23 protein-coding genes and 2 tRNA genes are annotated in these 23,737 nt (G+C 32.0%); 20 read left to right on the top strand and 5 right to left on the bottom strand.

Annotated features, from left to right (window positions below):
* Positions 1-527: IS3 family transposase (locus ACKTSW_RS13650; RefSeq protein WP_408025803.1), on the top strand; the 527-nt coding region annotated here is incomplete at its 5' end.
* Positions 528-582: 55 nt separating this feature from the next.
* Here ACKTSW_RS13650 and metK read toward each other — a convergent pair.
* A complete protein-coding gene (gene metK / locus ACKTSW_RS13645) occupies positions 583-1,836 on the bottom strand; it encodes a methionine adenosyltransferase (RefSeq protein ID WP_408025802.1) in 1,254 nt (417 codons plus the stop codon).
* A gap of 321 nt (positions 1,837-2,157) precedes the next feature.
* Between metK and trxA the strand changes: the two genes are divergently transcribed.
* From trxA to ACKTSW_RS13605, 8 genes are all read left to right on the top strand, one after another.
* On the top strand, positions 2,158-2,475 hold the full coding sequence (gene trxA, locus ACKTSW_RS13640; RefSeq protein WP_028892415.1) for a thioredoxin: 318 nt from the start codon (positions 2,158-2,160) through the stop codon (positions 2,473-2,475).
* A gap of 79 nt (positions 2,476-2,554) precedes the next feature.
* On the top strand, positions 2,555-3,475 hold the full coding sequence (locus ACKTSW_RS13635; RefSeq protein ID WP_408025801.1) for a DUF58 domain-containing protein: 921 nt from the start codon (positions 2,555-2,557) through the stop codon (positions 3,473-3,475).
* Between the two features lie 55 nt (positions 3,476-3,530).
* Positions 3,531-3,604 (top strand) — tRNA-Asp (locus ACKTSW_RS13630).
* Positions 3,605-3,646: 42 nt separating this feature from the next.
* A tRNA-Asp gene (locus ACKTSW_RS13625) sits at positions 3,647-3,720 on the top strand.
* Positions 3,721-3,985: 265 nt separating this feature from the next.
* Complete coding sequence (locus ACKTSW_RS13620; protein WP_408025800.1) at positions 3,986-4,810, top strand: prephenate dehydratase; 825 nt, start codon at positions 3,986-3,988, stop codon at positions 4,808-4,810.
* On the top strand, positions 4,807-5,949 hold the full coding sequence (locus ACKTSW_RS13615; protein ID WP_408025799.1) for a pyridoxal phosphate-dependent aminotransferase: 1,143 nt from the start codon (positions 4,807-4,809) through the stop codon (positions 5,947-5,949). The genes ACKTSW_RS13620 and ACKTSW_RS13615 overlap by 4 nt, the downstream gene beginning before the upstream one ends.
* Positions 5,949-6,812, top strand: coding sequence for a prephenate dehydrogenase (locus ACKTSW_RS13610; RefSeq protein ID WP_408025798.1), 864 nt, complete (start codon positions 5,949-5,951; stop codon positions 6,810-6,812). The genes ACKTSW_RS13615 and ACKTSW_RS13610 overlap by 1 nt, the downstream gene beginning before the upstream one ends.
* 12 nt (positions 6,813-6,824) lie before the next feature.
* Positions 6,825-7,907 (top strand): chorismate mutase, encoded by a 1,083-nt coding sequence (locus ACKTSW_RS13605; RefSeq protein WP_408025797.1) that lies wholly within the window; start codon positions 6,825-6,827, stop codon positions 7,905-7,907.
* Between the two features lie 402 nt (positions 7,908-8,309).
* Here the strand turns inward: ACKTSW_RS13605 and ACKTSW_RS13600 are convergent, their stop codons facing one another.
* On the bottom strand, positions 8,310-9,233 hold the full coding sequence (locus tag ACKTSW_RS13600) for a TlpA family protein disulfide reductase (RefSeq protein ID WP_408025796.1): 924 nt from the start codon (positions 9,231-9,233) through the stop codon (positions 8,310-8,312).
* Positions 9,234-9,300: 67 nt separating this feature from the next.
* Positions 9,301-10,356 carry a branched-chain amino acid aminotransferase gene (locus tag ACKTSW_RS13595; protein ID WP_408025795.1) on the bottom strand — a complete coding sequence of 352 codons (1,056 nt, stop codon included), beginning with the start codon at positions 10,354-10,356 and terminating at the stop codon, positions 9,301-9,303.
* Positions 10,357-10,478: 122 nt separating this feature from the next.
* Between ACKTSW_RS13595 and ACKTSW_RS13590 the strand changes: the two genes are divergently transcribed.
* From ACKTSW_RS13590 to ACKTSW_RS13575, 4 genes are all read left to right on the top strand, one after another.
* The gene (locus tag ACKTSW_RS13590; RefSeq protein WP_408025794.1) at positions 10,479-10,979 is read left to right on the top strand and encodes a DUF4920 domain-containing protein; all 501 of its coding nucleotides are present in this window, start codon (positions 10,479-10,481) and stop codon (positions 10,977-10,979) included.
* Positions 10,979-11,407 carry a hypothetical protein gene (locus ACKTSW_RS13585; protein WP_408025793.1) on the top strand — a complete coding sequence of 143 codons (429 nt, stop codon included), beginning with the start codon at positions 10,979-10,981 and terminating at the stop codon, positions 11,405-11,407. Before ACKTSW_RS13590 ends, ACKTSW_RS13585 begins: the two co-directional genes overlap by 1 nt.
* Positions 11,408-11,410: 3 nt before the next feature.
* On the top strand, positions 11,411-12,064 hold the full coding sequence (mnmD, locus tag ACKTSW_RS13580) for a tRNA (5-methylaminomethyl-2-thiouridine)(34)-methyltransferase MnmD (protein WP_408025805.1): 654 nt from the start codon (positions 11,411-11,413) through the stop codon (positions 12,062-12,064).
* 216 nt (positions 12,065-12,280) lie between these two features.
* Positions 12,281-13,000: a tRNA1(Val) (adenine(37)-N6)-methyltransferase gene (locus tag ACKTSW_RS13575; protein WP_408025792.1), complete on the top strand. Its 720-nt coding sequence runs from the start codon at positions 12,281-12,283 to the stop codon at positions 12,998-13,000.
* A gap of 15 nt (positions 13,001-13,015) precedes the next feature.
* On the opposite strand, the gene ACKTSW_RS13570 is transcribed toward ACKTSW_RS13575, so the two are convergent.
* Entirely contained in the window at positions 13,016-13,861 is an 846-nt protein-coding gene (locus ACKTSW_RS13570) for an alpha/beta fold hydrolase (RefSeq protein ID WP_408025791.1), read from the bottom strand.
* A gap of 492 nt (positions 13,862-14,353) precedes the next feature.
* On the bottom strand, positions 14,354-15,724 hold the full coding sequence (locus ACKTSW_RS13565; RefSeq protein ID WP_408025790.1) for a saccharopine dehydrogenase family protein: 1,371 nt from the start codon (positions 15,722-15,724) through the stop codon (positions 14,354-14,356).
* 80 nt (positions 15,725-15,804) lie between these two features.
* Here ACKTSW_RS13565 and ACKTSW_RS13560 point away from each other — a divergent pair, with 80 nt between their 5' ends.
* The 7 genes from ACKTSW_RS13560 to ACKTSW_RS13530 all read left to right on the top strand — a co-directional run bounded on the left by ACKTSW_RS13560 (position 15,805) and on the right by ACKTSW_RS13530 (position 23,660).
* The gene (locus ACKTSW_RS13560) at positions 15,805-16,185 is read left to right on the top strand and encodes a DUF423 domain-containing protein (protein WP_408025789.1); all 381 of its coding nucleotides are present in this window, start codon (positions 15,805-15,807) and stop codon (positions 16,183-16,185) included.
* 84 nt (positions 16,186-16,269) lie between these two features.
* On the top strand, positions 16,270-17,877 hold the full coding sequence (gene pckA, locus ACKTSW_RS13555) for a phosphoenolpyruvate carboxykinase (ATP) (protein WP_408025788.1): 1,608 nt from the start codon (positions 16,270-16,272) through the stop codon (positions 17,875-17,877).
* 80 nt (positions 17,878-17,957) lie between these two features.
* Positions 17,958-19,580, top strand: coding sequence for an adenine deaminase (gene ade / locus ACKTSW_RS13550; RefSeq protein WP_408025787.1), 1,623 nt, complete (start codon positions 17,958-17,960; stop codon positions 19,578-19,580).
* Between the two features lie 8 nt (positions 19,581-19,588).
* Positions 19,589-20,143 (top strand): crossover junction endodeoxyribonuclease RuvC, encoded by a 555-nt coding sequence (gene ruvC, locus ACKTSW_RS13545; protein WP_408025786.1) that lies wholly within the window; start codon positions 19,589-19,591, stop codon positions 20,141-20,143.
* A gap of 144 nt (positions 20,144-20,287) precedes the next feature.
* A complete protein-coding gene (hemW, locus tag ACKTSW_RS13540; protein ID WP_408025785.1) occupies positions 20,288-21,448 on the top strand; it encodes a radical SAM family heme chaperone HemW in 1,161 nt (386 codons plus the stop codon).
* A gap of 12 nt (positions 21,449-21,460) precedes the next feature.
* The gene (locus ACKTSW_RS13535; RefSeq protein ID WP_408025784.1) at positions 21,461-22,210 is read left to right on the top strand and encodes a cyclase family protein; all 750 of its coding nucleotides are present in this window, start codon (positions 21,461-21,463) and stop codon (positions 22,208-22,210) included.
* A 235-nt stretch (positions 22,211-22,445) separates the two neighbouring features.
* A complete protein-coding gene (locus ACKTSW_RS13530; RefSeq protein WP_408025783.1) occupies positions 22,446-23,660 on the top strand; it encodes an MDR family MFS transporter in 1,215 nt (404 codons plus the stop codon).
* Positions 23,661-23,737: the final 77 nt, after the last annotated feature.

Below are 23,737 nucleotides of genomic sequence, written 5' to 3'. Positions count from 1 at the left end.
AAAGTATTATACCAAAAGGACCAGAACATGTTTATGTAAGTGATATAACATACATTAAAAGTAGAGACAAAACACATTACTTGTCATTAGTTACAGATGCTTATAGTAGAAAAATAATGGGCTATAAGCTTAGTGATGATATGGGAGCTGAAAATGTAGTGCAAGCTTTTAATATGGCAGTTAAGAATCGGAACAACAACAACAACGAATTAATACATCATTCTGATAGAGGATTACAATATTGTTCTTCTATTTATCAAAAGGCTTTGTTAAAAAATAATGTAAAACCATCAATGACTGATGGATATGATTGTTATCAAAACGCATTAGCCGAGCGTATTAATGGAATATTAAAACAAGAATTCTTAATTTATAAATGTAATAATGGAAAGGAACTTAAACAATTAATTAAAGAGTCTATAAATACATATAATAACAAAAGACCACATTTAAGTCTTAACATGAAAACACCTAACTTTGTACATAACAAAAAAAACAGAGAAGTTAACTTCTCTGGTTCAATATAATTTTTTAAATAACTGTCAACCTATTTTAGGACGACTCACTTAGCTATAGTTCTTCTTATAAACCGAAGCTTTCCTTTACTTTAGAAACATAATCTAATTTTTCCCAAGTAAACAATTCTACTTCTACTGTTTTACTTTCTCCGTTAGGTTGAGTAAATGTTTTAGAAACAACTTCATTTTTTCTTCCCATATGCCCATAAGCTGCAGTTTCACTATATATTGGGTTACGTAATTTTAAACGATCTTCAATAGCATGCGGACGCATATCAAAAATTTCAGAAACTTTTTGAGCTATTTCTCCATTGTTTAAATTAACTTTTGATGTTCCGTAAGTATCTACAAAGATTCCCATTGGCTCTACCACTCCAATTGCATACGATACTTGTACCAATACCTCATCAGCAACACCAGCTGCTACTAAATTCTTGGCAATATGACGCGTTGCATATGCTGCAGAACGATCAACCTTACTTGGGTCTTTTCCTGAAAATGCTCCACCTCCGTGTGCTCCTTTTCCTCCATATGTATCTACAATGATCTTACGCCCAGTTAACCCTGTATCTCCATGGGGACCGCCAATTACAAATTTCCCTGTTGGATTAATATGATATTTAATATCATCATTAAATAATACTTGAATCTCAGGAGTCAACTGTGCTTTAACCCTAGGGATTAAAATCTCTACAATATCTTTTCTAATTTTAGCTAACATAGTTTCGTCATCAGCAAAATCATCATGTTGTGTAGAAACTACAATTGCTTCAATACGCTGTGGTATATTATCATCAGAATACTCAATAGTTACCTGACTTTTAGCATCTGGACGCAAATATGTAATTTCCTTATTTTCTCTACGTATTGCTGCTAATTCTTTTAAAATTATATGCGATAAATCTAATGCTAACGGCATATAGTGTTCCGTTTCGTTTGTAGCATACCCAAACATCATCCCTTGATCTCCTGCTCCTTGTTCTTCTTTTGAGGCTCTATCTACTCCACGATTAATATCATCTGATTGTTCATGAATGGCTGAAAAAACCCCACAAGAACTTCCATCAAACATATATTCACCCTTCGTATAACCAATTTTATTGATTACCTCGCGAGCAATTTTTTGAACATCTAAGTAAGTAGATGATTTCACTTCTCCAGCTAATACTACTTGACCTGTAGTTACTAAAGTTTCACACGCTACTTTAGATTCAGAATCAAAAGCTAAAAAATTATCTATTAAAGCATCAGAAATTTGATCTGCAACTTTATCCGGATGTCCCTCAGAAACACTTTCTGAAGTAAAAAAATATGACATAAATACTTCTTTTTAAAATTTAACTAAAAGAAAAAACTTGGATTGCTAAGTTGCTAAAAGGAGTAGAAAATTACTGCTTTAGCATTTTTATTCTGAACTATTGTTCAATGAGGTTGCAATCAGTCAAATTTTTCCTCAAAAATGTGAGGCAAAGTTATCAATTATTTTAGACACACAAAAACAAACTTACACGTAAGTGGATAGAAAGTATTGATATTATGATAATAAAAAGTAATTTTAGTAAAACTGTATTGGTAAAATATTTGTTTACATTTGTATTGTATAAAATAAGACAATAACATATATAAAAACATAAATAAAATGGCATTAGAAATTACAGATGCTTCTTTTGAAGAAGTAGTATTAAAATCTGACAAACCAGTATTAGTAGATTTTTGGGCAGCTTGGTGTGGGCCTTGTAGAATGGTATCTCCTATCGTTGATGAAATTAGTAATGAATATGATGGAAAAGCTGTAGTTGGTAAAGTAGATGTAGATGCAAATCAAGAGTTTGCTGCTAAATATGGTGTAAGAAATATTCCTACCGTATTAATTTTTAAGAACGGTGAAGTTGTTGATAAACAAGTAGGTGCTGCTCCTAAAAAAGCATATACAGATAAAATTGATGCTGCTTTATAATTTAACAAAGCATTTTAATTTGATATTATACAAAAGGTTTTAGCAATTGCTAAACCTTTTTTTTTATCTTCGGAGTTATATGATTGATCTTAAAAACACAACTTCTGAACTTAAAAATCTTGAACTACTCGCTAAACAAGTAGTAGAAGGTTTTATTACAGGAATGCACAAAAGTCCCTTTCATGGATTTTCGGTTGAATTTTCTGAACACAAGCTCTATAATAAAGGTGAAAGTACCCGCCACATAGATTGGAAGTTATTTGCTAAAACAGAAAAGCTATATACTAAGAAATATGAAGAAGAAACGAATCTTCGATGTCATTTAATTATAGATAACTCTGCTTCAATGCATTATCCTATCAGTAAAAATCAATCTACAAATAACTTAAATAAAATTGGTTTTTCAGTAGTAGCAGCAGCTTCTTTAATGGAAATTTTAAAACGACAAAGAGATGCTGTAGGATTAAGTATTTATTCTGATTCTTATGAATATTATGCTCCAGAAAAAGGAAGTGAACGCCATCGTAAAATGCTATTACATCAATTAGAGCAATTATTAGAGGCTAATTCAACAACTAATACAGAAACTTATCAGTTTTTGCATGAAATCGCAGAAAAAATCCATCGAAGATCTTTAATTTTTTTATTTACTGATATGTTTCAGACTTCAAAAAACGAAGAAGAGCTTTTTGACGCCTTACGACATTTAAAATTTAACAAACATGAGGTTGTTTTGTTCCATACGTATGATAAAAAAACAGAGTTTCTATTTGATTTCGACAATTCTCCTAAAAAATTTATAGATGTTGAAACTGGTGAAGAAATAAATTTATATGCCGAAAACGTACAACAAAATTATCAAGAGTTGAGTGCTGTTTTTTTCAATAACCTAAAAAACAAATGCTTACAATACAGGATAGATTATATTCCTGTTGACATTAATGAGGGGTATGATAAAGTACTTGCCTCTTATCTTATCAGTCGACAGGATTTTTTATAAAATAACTCTTTTTTATTTAAAAAAAGGTTATATATTTGCATCCGCTTAGAGCAACGGTCTGGTAGTTCAGCTGGTTAGAATACATGCCTGTCACGCATGGGGTCGCGGGTTCGAGTCCCGTCCAGACCGCTAAAGTTTCTCTAAAACACACATTATATTGCTTCAAGCAACGGTCTGGTAGTTCAGCTGGTTAGAATACATGCCTGTCACGCATGGGGTCGCGGGTTCGAGTCCCGTCCAGACCGCAAAAAGCTTCTCTTTTTTAGAGAAGCTTTTTTCTTTTTTACATTTTTTTAAAAAAAAGCTTGGTTTTGTTAAATTTATTTCCAAGATTTGTCCTGTACAAAGAACACAAATACAATGATGTTACAAAACGTATGGCAAGGTTTCTATTTTTACTTTTACTTTTTTAGTAAGAGAAGAGACTTTGTACCATGTTGTTAACCTATCAGGAAATAATATAAACCAATCAAAGTCTCGAATTTATCGAGGCTTTTTTTTTGATGTAAAATGAAAAAAATAGCCATTCAAGGAATACAAGGAAGCAACCATCATATTGTTGCCAACAACTACTACGGAGAAAAAATTAATCTAGTTGAGTGTTTATCTTTTGACATATTAGTTGATAATCTTTTAAATTCAAAAAGTGAACAAGCAGTTATGGCTTTAGAAAATACCATTGCTGGCTCTATCATACCTAATTATGCATTGATTGACAAGCATAGCCTACATATTTCAGGTGAGTATTACCTACCTATACACCATCATTTAATGGCGTTACCAAATCAGACAATTGAAGATATTACTGAGGTTTGCTCACATCCAATGGCTTTGTTACAGTGTAAAGAATTTTTCAAACAACACAAACACATTAAATTAATTGAAGATGTTGACACCTCAGCAGTTGCCAAAAGAATTACCGAACAGCAACTAAAAGGAGTTGCTGCTATTGCTCCAAAAATGGCTGCTAATATTTTTGGGCTATCTATTATTGAAGATGAAATTCAAACTATTAAAAATAATGCAACACGTTTTGTATTTCTTCAAACAAAACTTCCTAAAAATGGTAAAAACGAAATAAACAAAGCTTCGTTAAGATTTGAACTGGATCATAAGAGAGGAAGTTTAGCTGCTTTGTTAAATGTAATGAGCGACTGTAAACTAAACCTTACTAAAATACAGTCATTACCCATAGTTGAAACACCTTGGAAATACGCTTTTTTCGTAGATGTAACTTTTGAAGCCTACAAAGATTACGAAAAAGCAAAAGCTATAATTCAAATTATGGCTGAAGATTTTAAAATATTAGGAGAATATAAAAACGGAAGATTATGATACAGTTTGCTAACCGATTACAAACCGTACAAGAATACTACTTTTCTAAAAAATTACAAGAAGTACGTCATTTAATAGCAAAAGGAAAACCAATTATAAATATTGGTATTGGTAGCCCCGACCTACAACCACCAGCATCGGTACTAAAAGCTATTCAAGAGAGTTTATTAGATACTGGAGCACACAGTTATCAGAGTTATCAAGGGTTACCAGAATTTAGACAAGCAGTTGCTAACTTTTATCAGAACAACTATAATGTTATTATAAATCCTGCCAACGAAGTATTGCCCTTAATGGGTAGTAAAGAAGGGATTATGCATATCTCGTTGGCTTTTTTAAATGAGGGAGACCAAGTGTTAATTCCTAATCCAGGATATCCAACCTACAGCTCTGTTACTAATTTATTAGGAGGCGAACCAATTTTTTATGATTTGAATGAAACTAATAACTGGCAGCCTAATTTTGAAGCCTTAGAAAAGTTAGACACTTCAAAAATAAAGTTAATGTGGGTAAATTATCCACATATGCCTACTGGTGCAGATGCTACCAAAGAAACTTTTAAAAAATTGATTGATTTTGGAAAGAAACATAATATTGTTATTGTAAATGACAATCCGTATAGTTTCATATTAAATGAGAATCCTCAAAGTATTTTACAAACTGAAGGCGCAAAAGATATTGCCTTGGAATTAAATTCGGTTAGTAAATCATTCAACATGGCAGGATGGCGTGTTGGAATGTTACTTGGAAAACCTGAGTTCTTAACTCAAATTTTAAAAGTAAAAACTCAAATGGATTCGGGAATGTTTTACGGAATTCAAAAGGGAGCTACCAAAGCTTTAGAGTTAGACAAGGATTGGTTTACACAATTAAACAACACCTATAAAAAAAGACAAAAACTGGTGTTTGAGTTAGCAGAAAAACTAGGGTGCACCTACGACAAAAACGCATCTGGAATGTTTGTTTGGTGTAAACTTCCTGAAAGAAAAACATCTGAAGAAATAATTGATGATTTGTTATACAACAAACACATTTTTGCTGCTCCTGGGAATATTTTTGGCAGTCAAGGTGAAGGTTATATCCGTTTTTCATTATGTGTATCAGAAGAAAAAATTAACGAAGCAATCAACAGAATATAATGAATGTATTTATCATAGGTTTAGGATTAATCGGCGGAAGTTTTGCCCTAGACATTCAGCAAGAGTTTAAAGATGTAAATATCTTCGGAATTGACTCTAACGAAGAACACGGTAACCTTGCTTTAGAAAGAGGAATCATCCATCAAAAAGCTACTTTTTCAGAATTAAAAAACGCAGATATTGTAATTATTGCCATTCCTGTAGACATCTCTAAAAATTTAATTATCAAAACATTAGATGGTATTTCTGATAATTGTTTGGTTTTTGATGTAGGCTCGACTAAAGAGTTAATTTGTGATGCTATTAAAGAACATCCTAAAAGAAGAAATTTCCTAGCAACACACCCTATCGCTGGAACTGAGTTTTCTGGACCAACTGCTGCATTGACAAATTTATTTAGAGGTAAGACTAATATTATTTGTGAAGTTGAAAAAACAGCATTTAAATTACAAGAAAAAGCATTAGATATATTCTCAAAACTAGGAATGCGTATTCGATATATGGATCCAAAATCTCATGACAAACACATAGCTTACGTATCACATCTATCACATATTAGCTCTTTTATGTTAGGAAAAACAGTCTTAGAAAAAGAAAAGAATGAACGTGATATTTTTGATATGGCAGGTAGTGGATTTGCCTCTACAGTACGTTTAGCTAAAAGTTCACCTGCTATGTGGACGCCTATTTTTGAACAAAACAAAGAAAATGTTATAGAATCTTTAAGTGAATATATTCATAACTTACAGCAATTCAAGACATTATTAGAATGTAATGATTTTCCAGAAATTTATACCGAAATGGAAAATACCAACTATATAAAACAAATTTTAAACGGAATTAAAGAGGTAAAACCACAATAATAAGACACACAAATGGAAAATAAGAAAGAACTAAAAAACTGGTTAAATGCTTTTGGATTAGAACATCCTTTAGTTATTGCTGGCCCATGCAGCGCAGAAACGGAAGAACAAGTACTACAAATTGCACATGAATTAAAAGACACCGACGCCACTGTATTAAGGGCAGGTATATGGAAACCTCGTACTAGACCTGGTAATTTTGAAGGTGTAGGAGCTTTAGGGTTAAAATGGTTGCAAAAAGCAAAACAAGAAACAGGGATGCTAATTGCTACAGAAGTAGCTAATAAAGACCATGTAAAGTTAGCTTTAGATCATGATGTAGATATTTTATGGATTGGTGCTCGTACTACTGTAAGCCCATTTATTATTCAAGAAATTGCGGACGCTTTAGAAGGAACTGATAAAATTGTTTTAGTAAAAAACCCTGTAAACCCTGATTTACCACTATGGTTAGGTGCTATAGAGCGTTTATATGCTAAAAATATTAAAAATTTAGGCGTTATTCATAGGGGATTTTCTACATATGAAAAAACAAGATACCGTAACAATCCTGAATGGCAAATTCCTATCGAATTACAAAATCGTTTTCCTGATTTACCACTAATTTGTGACCCATCTCACATAGCTGGTCGTCGTGATATTATTTTTGATATTTGTCAAACCGCGTTAGATTTAAACTTTGATGGTTTAATGGTTGAAACACATTACGATCCTGATAATGCTTGGAGTGATGCCGCACAACAAATTACTCCAAAATCTTTGGTTCAAATGATGATTGATTTAAGAGTTAGAAAAGCTACCGATACTGAGGTAGAATATCGAAATGCATTAAATACGCTACGTACACAAATTGATGTAGTTGACCATCAGCTAATAGAAATGTTAGGTAAGCGTATGAAAATTGCAGATTCTATTGGTGAGTTGAAAAAAGAGAAAAACGTAGCTATTTTACAAACTAAACGTTGGAATGAAATTCTAGGTAAAATGATTTTAGAAGGCGATGAACGTGGTTTAAGTGAAGAGTTTGTGCTTAAAATGTTTAAGGCTATCCACCAAGAAAGTATCAATCATCAAGAAAAAATAATAAACAATTAAAACCTTAAAAGACTGCTAATCTGTTAGCGGTCTTTTTTTTATAATTTTGTTCTGTCCTGAAATAAGTTGACAAAAAATCGACTTATTTATGAATGACTCGGAAAATCAAATAAAAATACGGACTCAACGAGATTATAACTTAAGCTTTAAGTTAGCTATTGTTTATCAGGTAGAAAAAGGGGAGTTTAAGCTATACAAGATATGAGTGCTGAAAATATAGTAAAAGTATTAAAAATGACATTTAAAAGCAGGATAACCAAAGTAAAAACAACCCATCATTCAGATAGAAGATGACCATATTTGAGTCTTAATTATAAAACATCTAATTTTGTACATAACAAAAAACCTTTGAAGCTAGCTTCAAAGGTTTAAATATGGCACTACCTCATAAAGTATGTAAATTTATTTATCCATAATTCTTTCTAATTCTGAGGTTAATGTTTTAACATTACTAACCATCTTCATAATAACACCGTTAGCGTCTACAATTAGATGTGTAGGGTATTGTTTCACTCTTAATTTTTTAGCCATGTAATCCTTTTGTTCAGGAATAGTGGGGTATTTAAACTCTTTCGTCTTTAGAAACTCAACCAATTCGTCTTTTTTATCAAAAGCTAAGCTAATAAACTCTATTTTGTCATCTTTATATTTGTTTACCAACTCATTTAATTCAGGAAACTCTTCAACGCAAACCTTACAAGTAATAAACCAGCATTTAAGTACTAATAATTTTCCTTTTGTGTCCGCTTTATTATAAGCCTTCCCTTTTAAATCAACAAAATTATAGCTAGGAAGTATTTTACCTTCCATTTTAAAATATTGGTGTGCTATAGCAGCTTTACTGACAATTGATCTTTTAATTTTTTCATCAGCAGAGTCGTTAATGCTTGTTAATTGATATTGTATTTTTCCATCCTTTTCAGACCTGATAGGAATATAAGCCCCTGTGCGAAGTAAGGTTAAAAAAATTCCTTTTTCCAAGAAGGCTCCCTTATCATCTAAAGGAACAAAAGTGGACATTAAATCGATGTTTTTTTTAGTGTAAGCATTCCAATTGTCAAAGTCTTTTTGGATGTCTCCTGCATCAACAGAGTTTAAACTTGTTGATGCGTTATTAGGAGACTCCTCTTCACTTGTATTTTCTTTAGAAGGTTCTTCTTTTTTAGTTGGAGTCTTTGTGTCTTTTTTAGGAGTAATTCCCTTACTACTTTGGGTTGTAATTTTATTTTCGCCAAATAATGTTGAATTGTAATAGCTATCCAATCCAAAAAACGAAATAGCAAACCCTAATCCTATTGATAATAAAGTTGGTAGGATATTTCTCATTTCTTTTAGAATTTTTTGTTAAAAAACTTAATTCTGTTTACTAATATAGTTTTTTTTTATGGAACAATTAAATTTTAACTCTCCAATTATGCTTGTCTTCCAGTTTGTTATATTGAATGTTAAGTAGTTTCTCCTTGAAAAAAGAAGCGTAAGAATCATTTATTTCAGGTAACTCAAAAGTGTCATTTTGATGTTTGAAGCCTTTTATAGGGTTTATTACGGCGGCAGTACCAGAACCAAAAATTTCTTTTAATTCACCTTGTTTTGCAGCTTCTTTAACTTCAGCAACAGATACCCTTTTAATTTCTAGCTCTATGTTATAATCTTTAGCAAGTTGAATAATAGATTTACGAGTAACACCATCTAAAATACGATCATTATTTGGAGCTGTTACAAGTTTGTTACCTATTCTAAAAAAGATATTCATTGTACCAGCTTCTTCAAGGTATTCATGAGTGTTTGCATCTGTCCAAACGATTTGTTGGTAGCCCTCTTTATGTGCTAAGCTAGTAGGATAAAACTGGGCTGCATAATTACCAGCAGCTTTTGCAAAACCTACGCCACCATCAGCAGAACGACTGTATTTTTCGGCAAAAATAACACGTACTTCACCAGCATAATATGATTGTGCAGGTGAACAAATAATTATAAACTTATACTCTTCAGCAGGAGAAGCAGCGATTGCGGCTTCAGAGGCAACAATAAACGGACGGATATACAGTGAATTACCTATTCCTTTCTTAATCCAAGCATTATCTATTTCAAGAAGTTTTTTCAAGCCTTCAAAAAACACGTTTTCAGGTACTGAAGGCATTGCTAAACGAGCTCCAGACTTATTAATTCTGTGAAAATTTTCGTCTGGGCGAAATAAAAAAACATCATTATTATCATCTTTATATGCCTTCATTCCTTCAAAAACAGCTTGTCCGTAATGAAAAACTCTAGCAGAAGGCTCAAAAGATAAAGGACCGTAAGGCATAATTTTAGGAGTTCCCCATTTCTCATTAGCAAAATTACAAACTAACATATGGTCTGTAAAAGTGCGACCAAAAGTTAAATTGTTAAAATCTACCGTATCTATTTTTGACTTTTGTATAAGTTCAATATCAATATCAATATTCATTATGTTGTTGTTTTAGAAGTGCCACGAAGATACAAAATCTATAGGTATAATGTAATTGTTTCATTATATGCCTCAATAATTATAAGTATATTTGTTGTAGGTTACAATCTAAACTTTTGAAAATGAAAAGACTACTGGTTTTTATGTTGGTTTTAAGTATAATGTTGACTTCATGTAAAGAAGAAAAGAAGGAAACATCAGTTAAAGAAGAACAAAAAATAGAGTATGCATCTTTTGGGGAAAAAATAACTGAAGTAGATGCAATTTCTGCAAATGAAATGCATACTAAATTTAAAAACTTAAAAGCAGGAGATACCATCAATATAAAATTTACTTCAAAAATAAATGAAGTATGTAAGAAAAAAGGGTGCTGGATGAAGTTAGATTTAGGTGAAGAGCAAGAATCTATGGTGCGCTTTAAAGATTATGGTTTTTTTATGCCTCTACATGCAGACAATAAAGAAGTGATAGTGAATGGTAAAGCATATGTAACTGAAATTTCTGTAGACGAATTACAACATTATGCAAAAGATGCAGGTAAATCAGAGGATGAAATAGCAAAAATTACAGAACCAAAACATACCTATGCTTTTGAGGCAGATGGAGTATTGATGAAAAAATAATGAAAAATTTCATTGTTATTTTATTAATGTCTTTGGTCTTTTTTTCATGTAAAGAAGAAAAGAAGAAACCAAATGAAGAGTTCATTATGTACCAATCTTCAGAAATGGCAGCTTTAATGAATACCATATATGAAGGTAATATGACAATTAAGAATAAAATTTTACAAGGAGAACTTTTAGGAGGTTTCCTAGAAACCTACCTCAATATTTATTCTGCTGTTTTAACTAATCCGGCAAATAGAAATGCAAGTTTTGAAGCTTTTTCAAAATTATATATTAAAAATATGAAGCAAGTATATTCGGGTTCAAAAGATTCTTTAAAACAAAACTTTAACCAAGCAGTTAATAGTTGTATTGCTTGTCATAAAACCACTTGTATAGGGCCAATACCGAGAATTAAAAAATTATTGATTAAATTAAATAGTTGAGTTATAAAACGAGAAATTATTATAACATCCGATGGTTCTACAACTATTCATTTACCAGAATGGAATGAACAATACCACTCTAAGCATGGGGCTATTCGTGAAGCGTATCATGTTTTTATTAGAAATGGATTAAAGTATGTAGCCCCAAAAAGTGTATCTATTTTAGAAATAGGTTTTGGTACAGGACTAAATTGTTTTATCACGCTGTTAGAAGCAGATAAAAAGATTGATTATGTTGGTGTAGAAGCTTATCCTGTAGCAAAAGAAGAAGTTGAGAAATTGAATTATGTAGATGAACTTGAAGTAAATAATAAGCAAGAACTATTTGATAAAATTCACGAAGTTTCTTGGGAAGAAAAGCATACTATTACTCCCTATTTCTCATTAACAAAACGCAAACAATTTTTTACTGAAATTACTGATAAAAATTGTTTTGACTTGATTTATTTTGATGCTTTTGGGGCAAGAGTTCAACCTGATTTGTGGACAGAAGATATTTTTAGAATTATGTTTTCAGCGTTAAAATCAGAAGGGGTTTTAGTAACCTACTCAGCTAAAGGAAGTGTTCGACGAGCAATGCAAGCAGTTGGCTTTGAAGTAGAACGTTTGCCAGGTCCACCAGGAAAGAGAGAAATGTTACGAGCAACGAAGCCATAGTATGACTATTGAGGTTTATTGTTATTTTGTGTGCTTTTTCAAGAAAAATTAGTAGGTTTTAAATAGGCTTAAATATAAAAACAAATGGAGTTTAAAAGACGCTTTGGTAAGCAAAAAAAAGGTAATTCAAAACGTGGATTATTTCTAATAGTATTGTTAATAATTGTATTGTATTTGTTTTTCAATGCAGAAAGCATCTTAAGAAGAATTTTATAGATGAAACCATTTCAGTTTAAAGAATTCACAGTACATCAAGATAAAACAGCCATGAAAATAGGTACTGATGGAGTATTGCTAGGGGCGTGGTGTAATTTAGGAGAATTTCCAGATACTATTTTAGATGTAGGCTCGGGTACAGGTGTTATTTCGTTAATGCTAGCGCAACGAAGCGATGCTATGACTATTGATGCTGTAGAGATAGATGAAAATGCTTATGAACAAACCGTAGAAAATTTTGAGCAATCAGATTGGGGAGATAGACTTTTTTGTTATAACGCTTCTTTTTTAGAGTTTGCAGAAGAAATGGCTGAAGAAGAGGAGCAATATGATGTAATCGTATCAAACCCTCCGTTTTATACAGATAATTATGAAACGGAAGATAAAGCACGTAACAAGGCACGATTTACGAGTTCATTATCTTTTGAAGAATTATTAAAAGGTGTAAGCAAAATTTTATCTGATAACGGAAAGTTTTCAACCATTATTCCTTTTAAAGAAGAAGAAGGTTTTATAGATTTAGCTAAAAACTATAACTTACAAGTTAACAGAGTTTGTCGTGTAAAAGGAACTCCTGATACAGAGATTAAAAGAAGTTTATTAGAATTATCTTTTGTAGAAACTCCAATCCAAGAAGAAGAATTAGTTATAGAAATAAAAAGGCACCAGTATACTGATGCCTATATAAATTTGACGAAAGATTTTTATTTGAAAATGTAGTTTGGTGCAGGTTATTTACTCCAAATAGTCGAACTCTTTAGATAAAAATTTATTAGCTATTTCATTAAAAATTAACGAATTATTACGAGGAGCTCCATGGTCTCCACCAGGCATTATACATAATTGTGCTTTTGGTAAAGCATTAAAAACTTCTACAGCGTGTTCATTTTTAACAATATCTCTATCTCCAATCATTACTAATACAGGAGCGGTAACCTTTTTTAATTCAGCATGACTAATATTTGGTTGGTTCATTAAAAGATTATCCAATAACAGCTCTTTTTTCCAGTTTTTAGAGGTGTCTCCATTTATAATCATATTCAATGTCTTTGCATTCATTTTCCTAACTTTATCATAAGCCCAAGTGTTAATAGCAGTAGTATCAGGTCTTAAATTAACCCCCATGGTAACTATTTTTTTAATATTTACGTTATTGTTTATACCCATTTTTAAAGCAATAATCCCGCCATCACTCCATCCAAGAATATTTATAGAGTCAAGTTTTAAATGTGTTACAAGTTTTTCCATATCCTTAGCCATTTTGTCATAGGTTAAAGATGTTGTTTTTAACTCAGACTTTCCTTGCCCTCTACTATCAGCAGCAATTACTCTGTACTTATTTTTAAAATAATCAATTTGATATTCCATAGCTTTAATGTCTGCACCGCAGCTATGAATTAATAATAATGGTTCTCCCTTTCCATATTCTTCATAATAAATTTTAGCGGTATTAATTTTTACGTATTTACCTACAGCTTCATTATTTCCATAAGGGATTTTAAATTTATCTTGAGCATTAGTATTACTAAGTTGAAAAATTAGAAAGAAAAAAAATACTTTGTATAGGGGTATTTTACTCATCATATAGTTTTAGTTATTTGTGTTTTAAAAGTAATTGAATTATGATAGGAGGTAACAAATATTTATCCTTTCATAAGATTAGTAGAACTTATAGAACCTTAAATATAGTTTATTCTTTTGAATGATAAAAAATATTTTGAAAAGAAAGGGCATCAATAAGTGTACTGATGCCTATATTTAAAATTGGTAAACTGCTACATATTTGGTGAGGTAAATATTACATTGTTATCTATTTTTAGATAAACAGTTTTTCCATAGCAATTAAGCTACCTAGCTTGTTTTCAACTTCCATTTTTAGTAAGCTTTCCTTACTAGATTTAAAAATAAAAACTCCTTTCTCTTTGTTAAAATTAAATGTATAAAGTGTTTTTACATTCTTAGTCACCATCCCATCAAGTGAGATGGTAAAATCAGTAGGTTTTTTTCATAATTGAAACAAATTTTTGCTGTGATTTATTAGTTCAAATTCAAATTTATTGAAATAAATTCAATCTATCCTTTCACACTCTCAGGGTTGTATCCTAAATAAGGCACTTCTTTTTCTACAAACTTAATTCCGTAGTCTTCCAGTTCTTTTAAAATAGGTTCATATACTTCTTTATGAATAGGTAATTGTACTCCAGAAGTGGTAATGTCACCATTTAAAATACGTACAGTAGCCATGGCTACAGGTAACCCTACAGTTTTTGCCATTGCAGTGTAAGTTTGGTCATCCCCTTTAATCACCATACTACTTTCTATTTGATGTTTTTCTTCTTTATATTGATACCCAAATATATGATGCATTACAATCATGTCTTTGTCTTTTGCTTCGAGAGTCCAAGAATCCATCAATATTTTTTGTAAGATTTGTGCAGGAGTTGCATTTTTCAACCCTACTTTTTTATTTGGATTGAAGATGTCTAACTCTAAAAATTTATCCCACATTAAGTCGTCTTGATCTATTTTTAAGTATGAGCGGAATTTCAATTCTACAGAATCAGAAGGAGAATATGCTAAGAAAAGATTAGTAAAATCACGATAGCTCATGTTTTCAGAATCTTCAATAGTATACGAATCATCAGTCATTCCTAATTGCACAAAAACATTCCAAGCACGAGAAAAACCAACTTTACGAATGGTTCCACGATACATGGTCTTAATATCTTCTAAACCATAAATACTTCTATACTTTAAAGAATCACGGTTTGCATACGCTTCAAATTTTCCACTTCCATTAATGGTTAAAAACTCAGTTCTTCTAAATAACTTTTGGTATGGAATATATTTATAAGTTCCTTCTTGTATAAACATAGAAGCACCACCCTGACCAGCTAACACTACATTTCTTGGATTCCAAGTAAATTTATAATTCCATAGGTTAGTGTCACTTTCAGGAGCTACCAATCCGCCACAAAAAGATTCGAATAATAGCATTTTACCTCCCTGTTCTTTTATACGGTCAATAACCTGCATAGCGCTCATATGGTCAATTCCAGGATCTAGGCCAATTTCGTTCATAAACACTAATCCTTTTGCTTTAGCTTCTTCATCTAAAGCTTTCATTTCATCAGAAATATATGAGGCGGTAACCATGTGCTTTCCGTAAGCAATACAATCTTTAGCTACTTCAATATGAAAACGAGCAGGTAACATTGAAATAACGATATCTGCTTTTTGAATTGCTTGTGAGCGTTCCGAAGCGTTAAAAACATCTAACTGTATTGCTGTAGCATTTGAATGATTGTTAACTTTAGATTGAGCGCTTTCTAATGAAACATCACCAATAGTTATATGTAGTTTTTCTTGTGAAGATTTATCTAATAAATATTTTATAAGTGAAGAGCTTGATCTACCAGCACCAATTATCAATATATTTCTCATTATAATGTATTTTTGTTATCAATAAATTTTGAGGCGACAATATCGCTAAAAAAGTTTAAATTTAAACAAAAACTAATATAATGTATAAAAATTTAACAATAGCAGGGGGGTTAGGAGTAATTGCTGTTATTTTAGGAGCCTTCGGAGCTCACGCTTTAAAAACAAGATTAACACCAGAAGCTTTAGAGAGTTTTGAAACCGCTGTACGTTATCAGTTTTTTCATGTGCTATTATTACTTTTTGTAAACATGTTTACTAAGTTTACTAACAAAGAAAAGAACAGGATTAGCTATTTTTTAATAGCTGGAGTTTTATTGTTTTCAGGATCAATTTATCTAATTTACCTAGCGAATGTTCCAGCAAAAGCAATTTGGTTTATAACACCTTTAGGAGGAATACTATTAATCGTGGGTTGGAGTCTGTTAACGTATGGCTTTTTAAAAAAAGTTATTAAGAGTTAATTGATAAAATCTTTGTATGATTCATCTTTTTAATCAAAAAGAACTATTTTTGTCCAAAATTAAACACAACTAAAATCTTTTAAGATGACAAATCTTGATACGAAAACGATATCGTTAGATAACTTAGGCATAAAAGACGCTACGGTTCGTTATCAATTAACTTCAAACGAGTTACACGACATCACTATTGAAAAAGGACAAGGAGTAGAAACCAGTTTTGGAGCATTAGCTGTTAAAACAGGTGAGTTCACAGGTCGTTCTCCAATGGATCGTTTTATCGTTAAAGACGATATAACTAAAGACCAAGTTTGGTGGGGAGATATTAACATTCCTTTCGATTCAGAAAAATTTGACAAGCTATACGATAAAGTAACTAACTATTTATCAAACAAAGAGGTGTTTGTACGTGATAGTTATGCATGTGCAGATGAAAATTACAAACTAAATATTCGTGTTGTAAACGAATATCCTTGGAGTAACATGTTTGCATACAATATGTTTTTACGTCCAACAGCTGAGGAGTTAAAAAACTTTTCTCCTGAATGGACAGTAGTAAACGCTCCAGGTTTTATGGCAGATCCAGAAGTAGACGGAACACGCCAACACAACTTTGCTATCTTAAACTTTACAAGGAAAGTAGCATTAATTGGTGGTACAGGATACACAGGAGAAATTAAAAAAGGTATTTTCTCTGCGTTGAACTTTATTTTGCCAGTATTTAAAAACACATTACCAATGCACTGTTCTGCTAACGTTGGTAAAGATGGTGATACTGCTATTTTCTTCGGATTATCAGGAACAGGTAAAACTACCTTATCTACCGATCCAATCCGTAGTTTAATTGGTGATGATGAGCATGGTTGGACTGCTGAAAACACGATCTTCAATTTTGAAGGAGGGTGTTATGCAAAAGTAATTGACCTGTCTCAAGAAAAAGAGCCAGAAATTTACGGAGCAATTAAAAGAGGAGCAATCCTTGAAAATATTGTGATGGATGATAAAGGAAATGTAGATTTTACTGATACATCAATTACGCAAAATACACGTGTAAGTTACCCTATTTATCACATTGAAAATATTCAAACTCCATCAATTGGTAAAAATCCTAAAAACATCTTCTTTTTAACAGCAGATGCTTTTGGAGTATTGCCTCCAATATCTAAATTAACACCAGGGCAAGCTGCTTACCACTTTATTTCTGGGTATACTGCAAAAGTAGCAGGTACTGAAGCAGGTGTAACTGAGCCGCAACCAAGTTTTTCAGCGTGTTTTGGAGCACCATTTATGCCATTACACCCAACTCGTTATGCTGAGATGTTAAGTAAAAAGATGAAAGAAACAGATGTAAATGTTTGGTTAGTAAATACAGGATGGTTTGCAGGACCTTATGGAGTTGGTAATCGTATGAAGTTAAAATACACGCGCGCAATGATTAATGCAGCGTTAAATGGTGAGTTAGGAAGTACTCCTGAGGATTTCAGAATTCACTCTGTATTTGGTTTAGCGCAACCAAGAACATGTCCGGGAGTTCCAGACGAGTTGTTAAGTCAACGTAAAGCTTGGGATAATGATGAAGAATATTACAAAACTGCACATAAATTAGCAGATTCGTTTAGAAACAACTTTAAAAAGTTTAAAGACTATGCGAATGATGAAATTTTAGCTGGTGGACCTCCAGTAGCAGAGAAATAAAAACTTTAAAAAGCATCCAGAACAGGATGCTTTTTTTATGCATAAATACTACGTACTTTAGCATAGTAAAATCAAGAATTATGAGAGTACAAGGAAATATAGTCGATATACAAAACAAAAGAATTTTCAAAGGAGAAGTTGAGGTTGAAGCAGGAAAGATTACGAAAATAAATGAAGTAGACCATGCCGAAGAAAACTATATTTTACCTGGATTTATAGACGCTCATATTCATATTGAAAGCTCGATGTTAGTTCCTTCAGAATTTGCTAAAATAGCCGTAACACACGGTACTGTAGCAACCGTATCTGATCCGCATGAAATTGCCAACGTATTAGGTGTAAAGGGTGTAGATTTTATGATTGAAAACGGAAAGAAGGTTCTGTTAAAATTCAATTTCGGAGCACCGTCTTGTGTGCCAGCGACTTCTTTTGAAAGTGCAGGAGCAGTAATTGATTCAGAAGATATCAAAAAGATGATGCAGAATCCTGATATCAAGTATTTAGCAGAAATGATGAATTACCCGGGAGTTATTTATCAAGATGAAGAGGTGTTGAAAAAAATCGCTTGGGCAAAACGCTACAACAAACCAGTAGATGGGCATGCGCCTGGGCTGAGAGGAGAAGACTTAGATAAATATATAGCAGAAGGGATTTGTACCGACCACGAATGTTTTACGTATGAAGAAGGCTTAGAAAAGTTGCAAAAAGGAATGAAAGTAATCATTAGAGAAGGAAGTGCCGCAAAAAACTTTGATGCATTGATAAATCTACTCCCTGAATATTATGAGAATATGATGTTCTGTTCGGATGACAAACATCCAGATGATTTGTTATTAGGGCATATCAATCAGTTATGTGAGCGTGCAGTAGCAAAAGGAATGGATGTGTTTAAAGTATTACAAGCAGCTTGTATCAATCCAGTAAAACATTATAATCTTGATGTAGGAACATTGAACGAAGGAGATGATGCCGATTTTATTATAGTAAAAGACTTGCAAAAGTTTAAAGTACTCCAAACATACATTAATGGTGAATTAGTGGCTGAAAATGGAAAATCATTTGTAGAGCATGTAGATTTTGAAGTGCTGAATAATTTTGATACTGATAAAAAAAACGTTGTTGATTTTGAGTTTCATTCAGCATCTGAAAAGATTCGAGTTATTGAAGCGTTAGATGGAGAATTAGTGACGAATGAAATAGAAGCAGGTTCGTTAATAAAAGACGGAAATTTAGTTTCTGATGTAGAGAATGATGTGTTAAAAATGACCGTAGTAAATCGTTATCAAAATGCGGAACCTTCGATAGCTTTTATTAAAAACTTCGGATTAAAAGAAGGGGCGATAGCAAGTTCAGTTGGTCATGATTCTCATAACATTATTGCTGTCGGTGTGTCGGATGAATTGATTTGTAAGGCAGTGAACTTACTGATTGAAAATAAGGGGGGAGTTTGTGCAGTAACCACTTCTGAAGAAAAAGTAGTTCCGCTTCCCGTTGCAGGAATCATGTCAGATAAACCAGCGGTTGAAATAGGAAAAGCTTATGCAGAATTGGATGCCATGGCAAAACAACTAGGTAGCAAGTTACGAGCTCCGTATATGACATTATCTTTTATGGCATTGTTAGTAATTCCGTCCTTAAAACTATCTGACAAAGGATTGTTTGACGGAAATACATTTAAATTTACTTCATTAGAAGTTAAATAAGCGAGAGTTTGAAGACAGAAAAAATTATATTAGGTATTGACCCAGGTACAAGTATTATGGGGTTTGGAATTATAAAGGTAATAGGGAAGAAGATGGAGTTTATCCAAATGAATGAATTGCTCTTAAAAAAATATGATGACCATTACCTAAAGTTGAAAATCATTTTTGAACGCACTATTGAGTTGATTGATACCTATAATCCAGATGAAATTGCGTTGGAAGCTCCTTTTTTTGGTAAAAATGTACAATCCATGTTAAAACTAGGGCGTGCACAAGGAGTAGCTATGGCAGCAGGATTGTCACGTCAAATTCCTGTAACGGAGTATGCACCTAAAAAAATAAAAATGGCAATTACAGGAAAAGGAACTTCAAGTAAAGAACAAGTAGCGTTAATGCTAAAATCGCTATTAAACTTAAAGGAATTACCAAAAAACCTAGATGCTACTGATGGTTTAGCAGCTGCAGTATGTCATTTTTATAATTCAGGAACTAAAGTAGGAGGTAAGAACTACACAGGTTGGGCAGCGTTTGTAAAGCAAAATCCGAAAAAAATCAAAAACTGATTTTTTTCAATGTTCAATGAACAGTAAACAATTGTTTAAAAAACTGATGAAATAGTTAAAATTCTATTTTCAATTTTAAAGAAGACAAGAATTAATAAGTAATATTGATAACTGATAACTGATAACTGATAACTGATAACTGATTTGGCAGGAATTTATCTACATATCCCATTTTGTAAGCAAGCATGTTACTATTGCGACTTTCACTTTTCTACCTCTTTAAAAAAGAAAGAAGAGTTAGTTACGTGCTTAGTGAAAGAGCTAGAATTAAGAAAGCAAGAACTGCAAAATGAAGAAATAGAAACTATTTATTTTGGGGGAGGAACACCGAGTTTATTGTCGATTGAAGAATTACAATTGTTGATAGATACTATTTATAAAAACTATGTTGTAATAGCAAATCCAGAAATTACTTTAGAGGCCAATCCAGATGATTTATCAGAAGAAAAAATAATTGAATTATCTAACACTCCAATTAACCGATTAAGCATCGGAATTCAATCTTTTTTTGAAGAAGATTTACAGTTAATGAACCGCGCACATAATGCACAAGAAGCAAAAAAATGTCTGTCAGCTGCCACTGGCAGTTTTGATAATATTACTATTGATTTGATTTACGGAGTTCCGAATATGAGTAATGAACGTTGGAGAGAAAATCTGCAAATAGCTTTTGATTTCGGTATCAATCATATTTCATCATATGCGTTAACGGTAGAACCTAAAACAGCGTTAGATTCGTTTATCAAGCAAGGAAAATACCCAGATGTTGACGAAGCTGTAGCCAAAGAACATTTTGATATTTTAGTAGCAGAAACAGCTAAAAATGGATTTATACATTACGAAATTTCCAACTTTGGAAAACCGAACTATTTTTCAAAACACAATACCAGTTACTGGTTAGGAAAAAAGTATATAGGAATTGGGCCATCAGCACATTCATTTAATAAAACACATCGTAGTTGGAATGTAGCTAACAATGCAAAATATATCAAAGCAATTAAAGAGGGGAAACTCCCTTTAGAACAAGAAAAACTCACTATAAAAGATCAGTTTAATGAATATTTAATGACAGGATTAAGAACCGTTTGGGGAGTGTCGTTAGAAAAAATTGCAAAAGATTTCGGGGAAGAATTTAGAAAAAATCTTCTCAAAAATGCTGAGAAATTTATTAATCAAGGTCTATTAGTCATTGCAAACGAAGAAAATCAAACTGAACCCTCCTATAATGACGGAGGTGTTTTAAAAACTACATCAAAAGGAAAGTTCTTAGCTGATGGATTGGCTTCAGAACTATTTATTATTTAAGTATATTTGAGTATGATAGCAACTATTGAATACAATTCAAGAAAATATAAAATTGATTTATCTAAGCCACAAGATATTTCAATAGCCATTGATGTTTCTAAAGAAAATGTGAATGCTTGGTATCTTGACGATCCTAAAATATATCCAGTGTCTGAGGGTGATTGGACAGGAAGTGTACGAGAAGGAGCTGATGTTAATTTTAATAATATACAGTTCAATCCACATTCTCATATAACACATACCGAGTGTGTGGGGCATATTACTGAGGAAGTTTATTCAATAAATAAAAATTTAAAAAAATTTTTATTTTTAACAGAAGTAGTAACGATTGCGCCAGAACAGATAGATAATAAAGACTTTGTGATTTCAAAAAAACAACTTCAGTATGCTTTAGGAAACAAAAAAAGAGAAGCAGTAGTAATTAGAACCTTACCAAATTTATCTGAAAAAAAATCAGCTAGATATTCAAATACAAATCCACCTTACTTGTTGGAAGAGGCAGCAATCTACCTTAGAGAAAAAGGCATTGAACACTTATTGATAGACTTACCATCGGTAGATAAAGAAAAAGATAATGGAAGATTATTAGCTCATAATGCTTTTTGGGATACACAAGGAGTAATTAGAATGAATGCTACAATTACTGAGTTTATTTATGTACCCAACACAATAAAGGATGGAACTTATCTTTTAAACCTTATGGTAGCACCATTTGAAAACGATGCAACCCCTAGTAAACCTACACTTTACGAAATTATTTAAAACTTTTTTTGTTGATATATTTATTTTTTTACTAGTTTTACGCCTTAATCTAAAAATAATAATGACAATTTTTAATATATATAAGCAATGTAAATCGACTGTGAGATACAGTATAGATCGGGCAATGTATGTATTATAACTATGTTTAAATAAAATATTATGATTACAAAAAGTCCGACTGCGAAGTCGGACTTTTTATTTTTATATCTATTACAAACAACTAAACTTAAGCCACATGAAAAAACTCTACTTTAACTATCTAAACACCTTTAAAGGGCTCTCAAACGAGGTTTGGTGGCTTTCTTTAATAACATTAATAAATAGAGCAGGTACAATGGTAATACCGTTCTTGTCTTTGTATTTAACTAAAAGTTTAAGTTTTACCTTAAACGATGTAGGTTGGATTATGACTTGTTTTGGTTTAGGGTCTGTATTAGGTTCTTGGTTAGGAGGAAAGTTAACCGATAAAATAGGTTTTTATAAAGTGATGAAAGCTAGTTTGTTTTTAACAGGAATCCTTTTTATAGCCCTACAATTTGTAAATACTTTCTGGGGTTTTTGTATAGGTATTTTTTTAGTAATGTTAGTAGCTGATACGTTTAGACCTGCAATGTTTGTGGCATTAAGTACTTATAGTAAACCAGAAAATAAAACCCGTTCGGTTACTTTAATTCGTTTAGCAATTAATTTAGGTTTTTCAGCAGGCCCTGCAGTAGGAGGGCTAATTATTACCACCTTAAGTTACAAAGGTTTATTTTGGGTAGATGGTGTTACCTGTGTTTTAGCAACTTTGTTATTGATAAATGTATTACATCCTAAAAAAGCAAAAGCAGTAGATGAAACCAAAGCAGAAAACCCAAAATCGGTGTTTTCAGATAAGGCCTTTTGGGTGTTTTTTGTAGGCATGTTCATCTTTGGGTTTATTTTTCTACAATATTTCTCAACGATGCCTTTGTATTATAAAGACGTTCATCACTTAACTGAATTAGAAATAGGGTTGTTAATGGGAATGAACGGGTTCTTTATCTTTTTGTTAGAAATGCCTCTTATTTCATGGTTAGAAAAAAGTAAATACTCAAAAGAGTTTTTAATGTTCTCCGGATTATTGCTCACAGGTCTAAGTTTCGTAGTAATTAATTTAACAGGCTGGATAGGAATTTTACTAGTTGGAATGTTATTTATGACTGTTGGAGAAATGATAGCTTTTCCTTTTTCGAATGCATTTGTTATGGAGCGTGCTAAAAAAGGGAACCAAGGAGAGTATATGGCATATTATAGTATTGCATTTTCAATGTCTCATATTTTTGGGCACAATTCAGGAATGCAATTAATAGACAATATTGGTTTTGATAATACCTGGAATTTTATGATTCTGTTATCAATGATAGGGCTAGTATTTTTGTTAATGTTAATGAGAATTGTAAAAAAAGAAAAAGTAGTAATCGATTGAAGTTGAAAAATCAATAATGTTTTATAAAAAACTAGGCTTGCATCTTATTGTAGATGCAAGCCCTAGATATGCTCGTT

This window comes from Tenacibaculum sediminilitoris, assembly GCF_964513795.1.
Taxonomy (GTDB): domain Bacteria; phylum Bacteroidota; class Bacteroidia; order Flavobacteriales; family Flavobacteriaceae; genus Polaribacter; species Polaribacter sediminilitoris.
The sequence above is the reverse complement of the archived record's forward strand: the minus strand, read 5'-3'. Positions and strand labels throughout refer to the sequence as shown.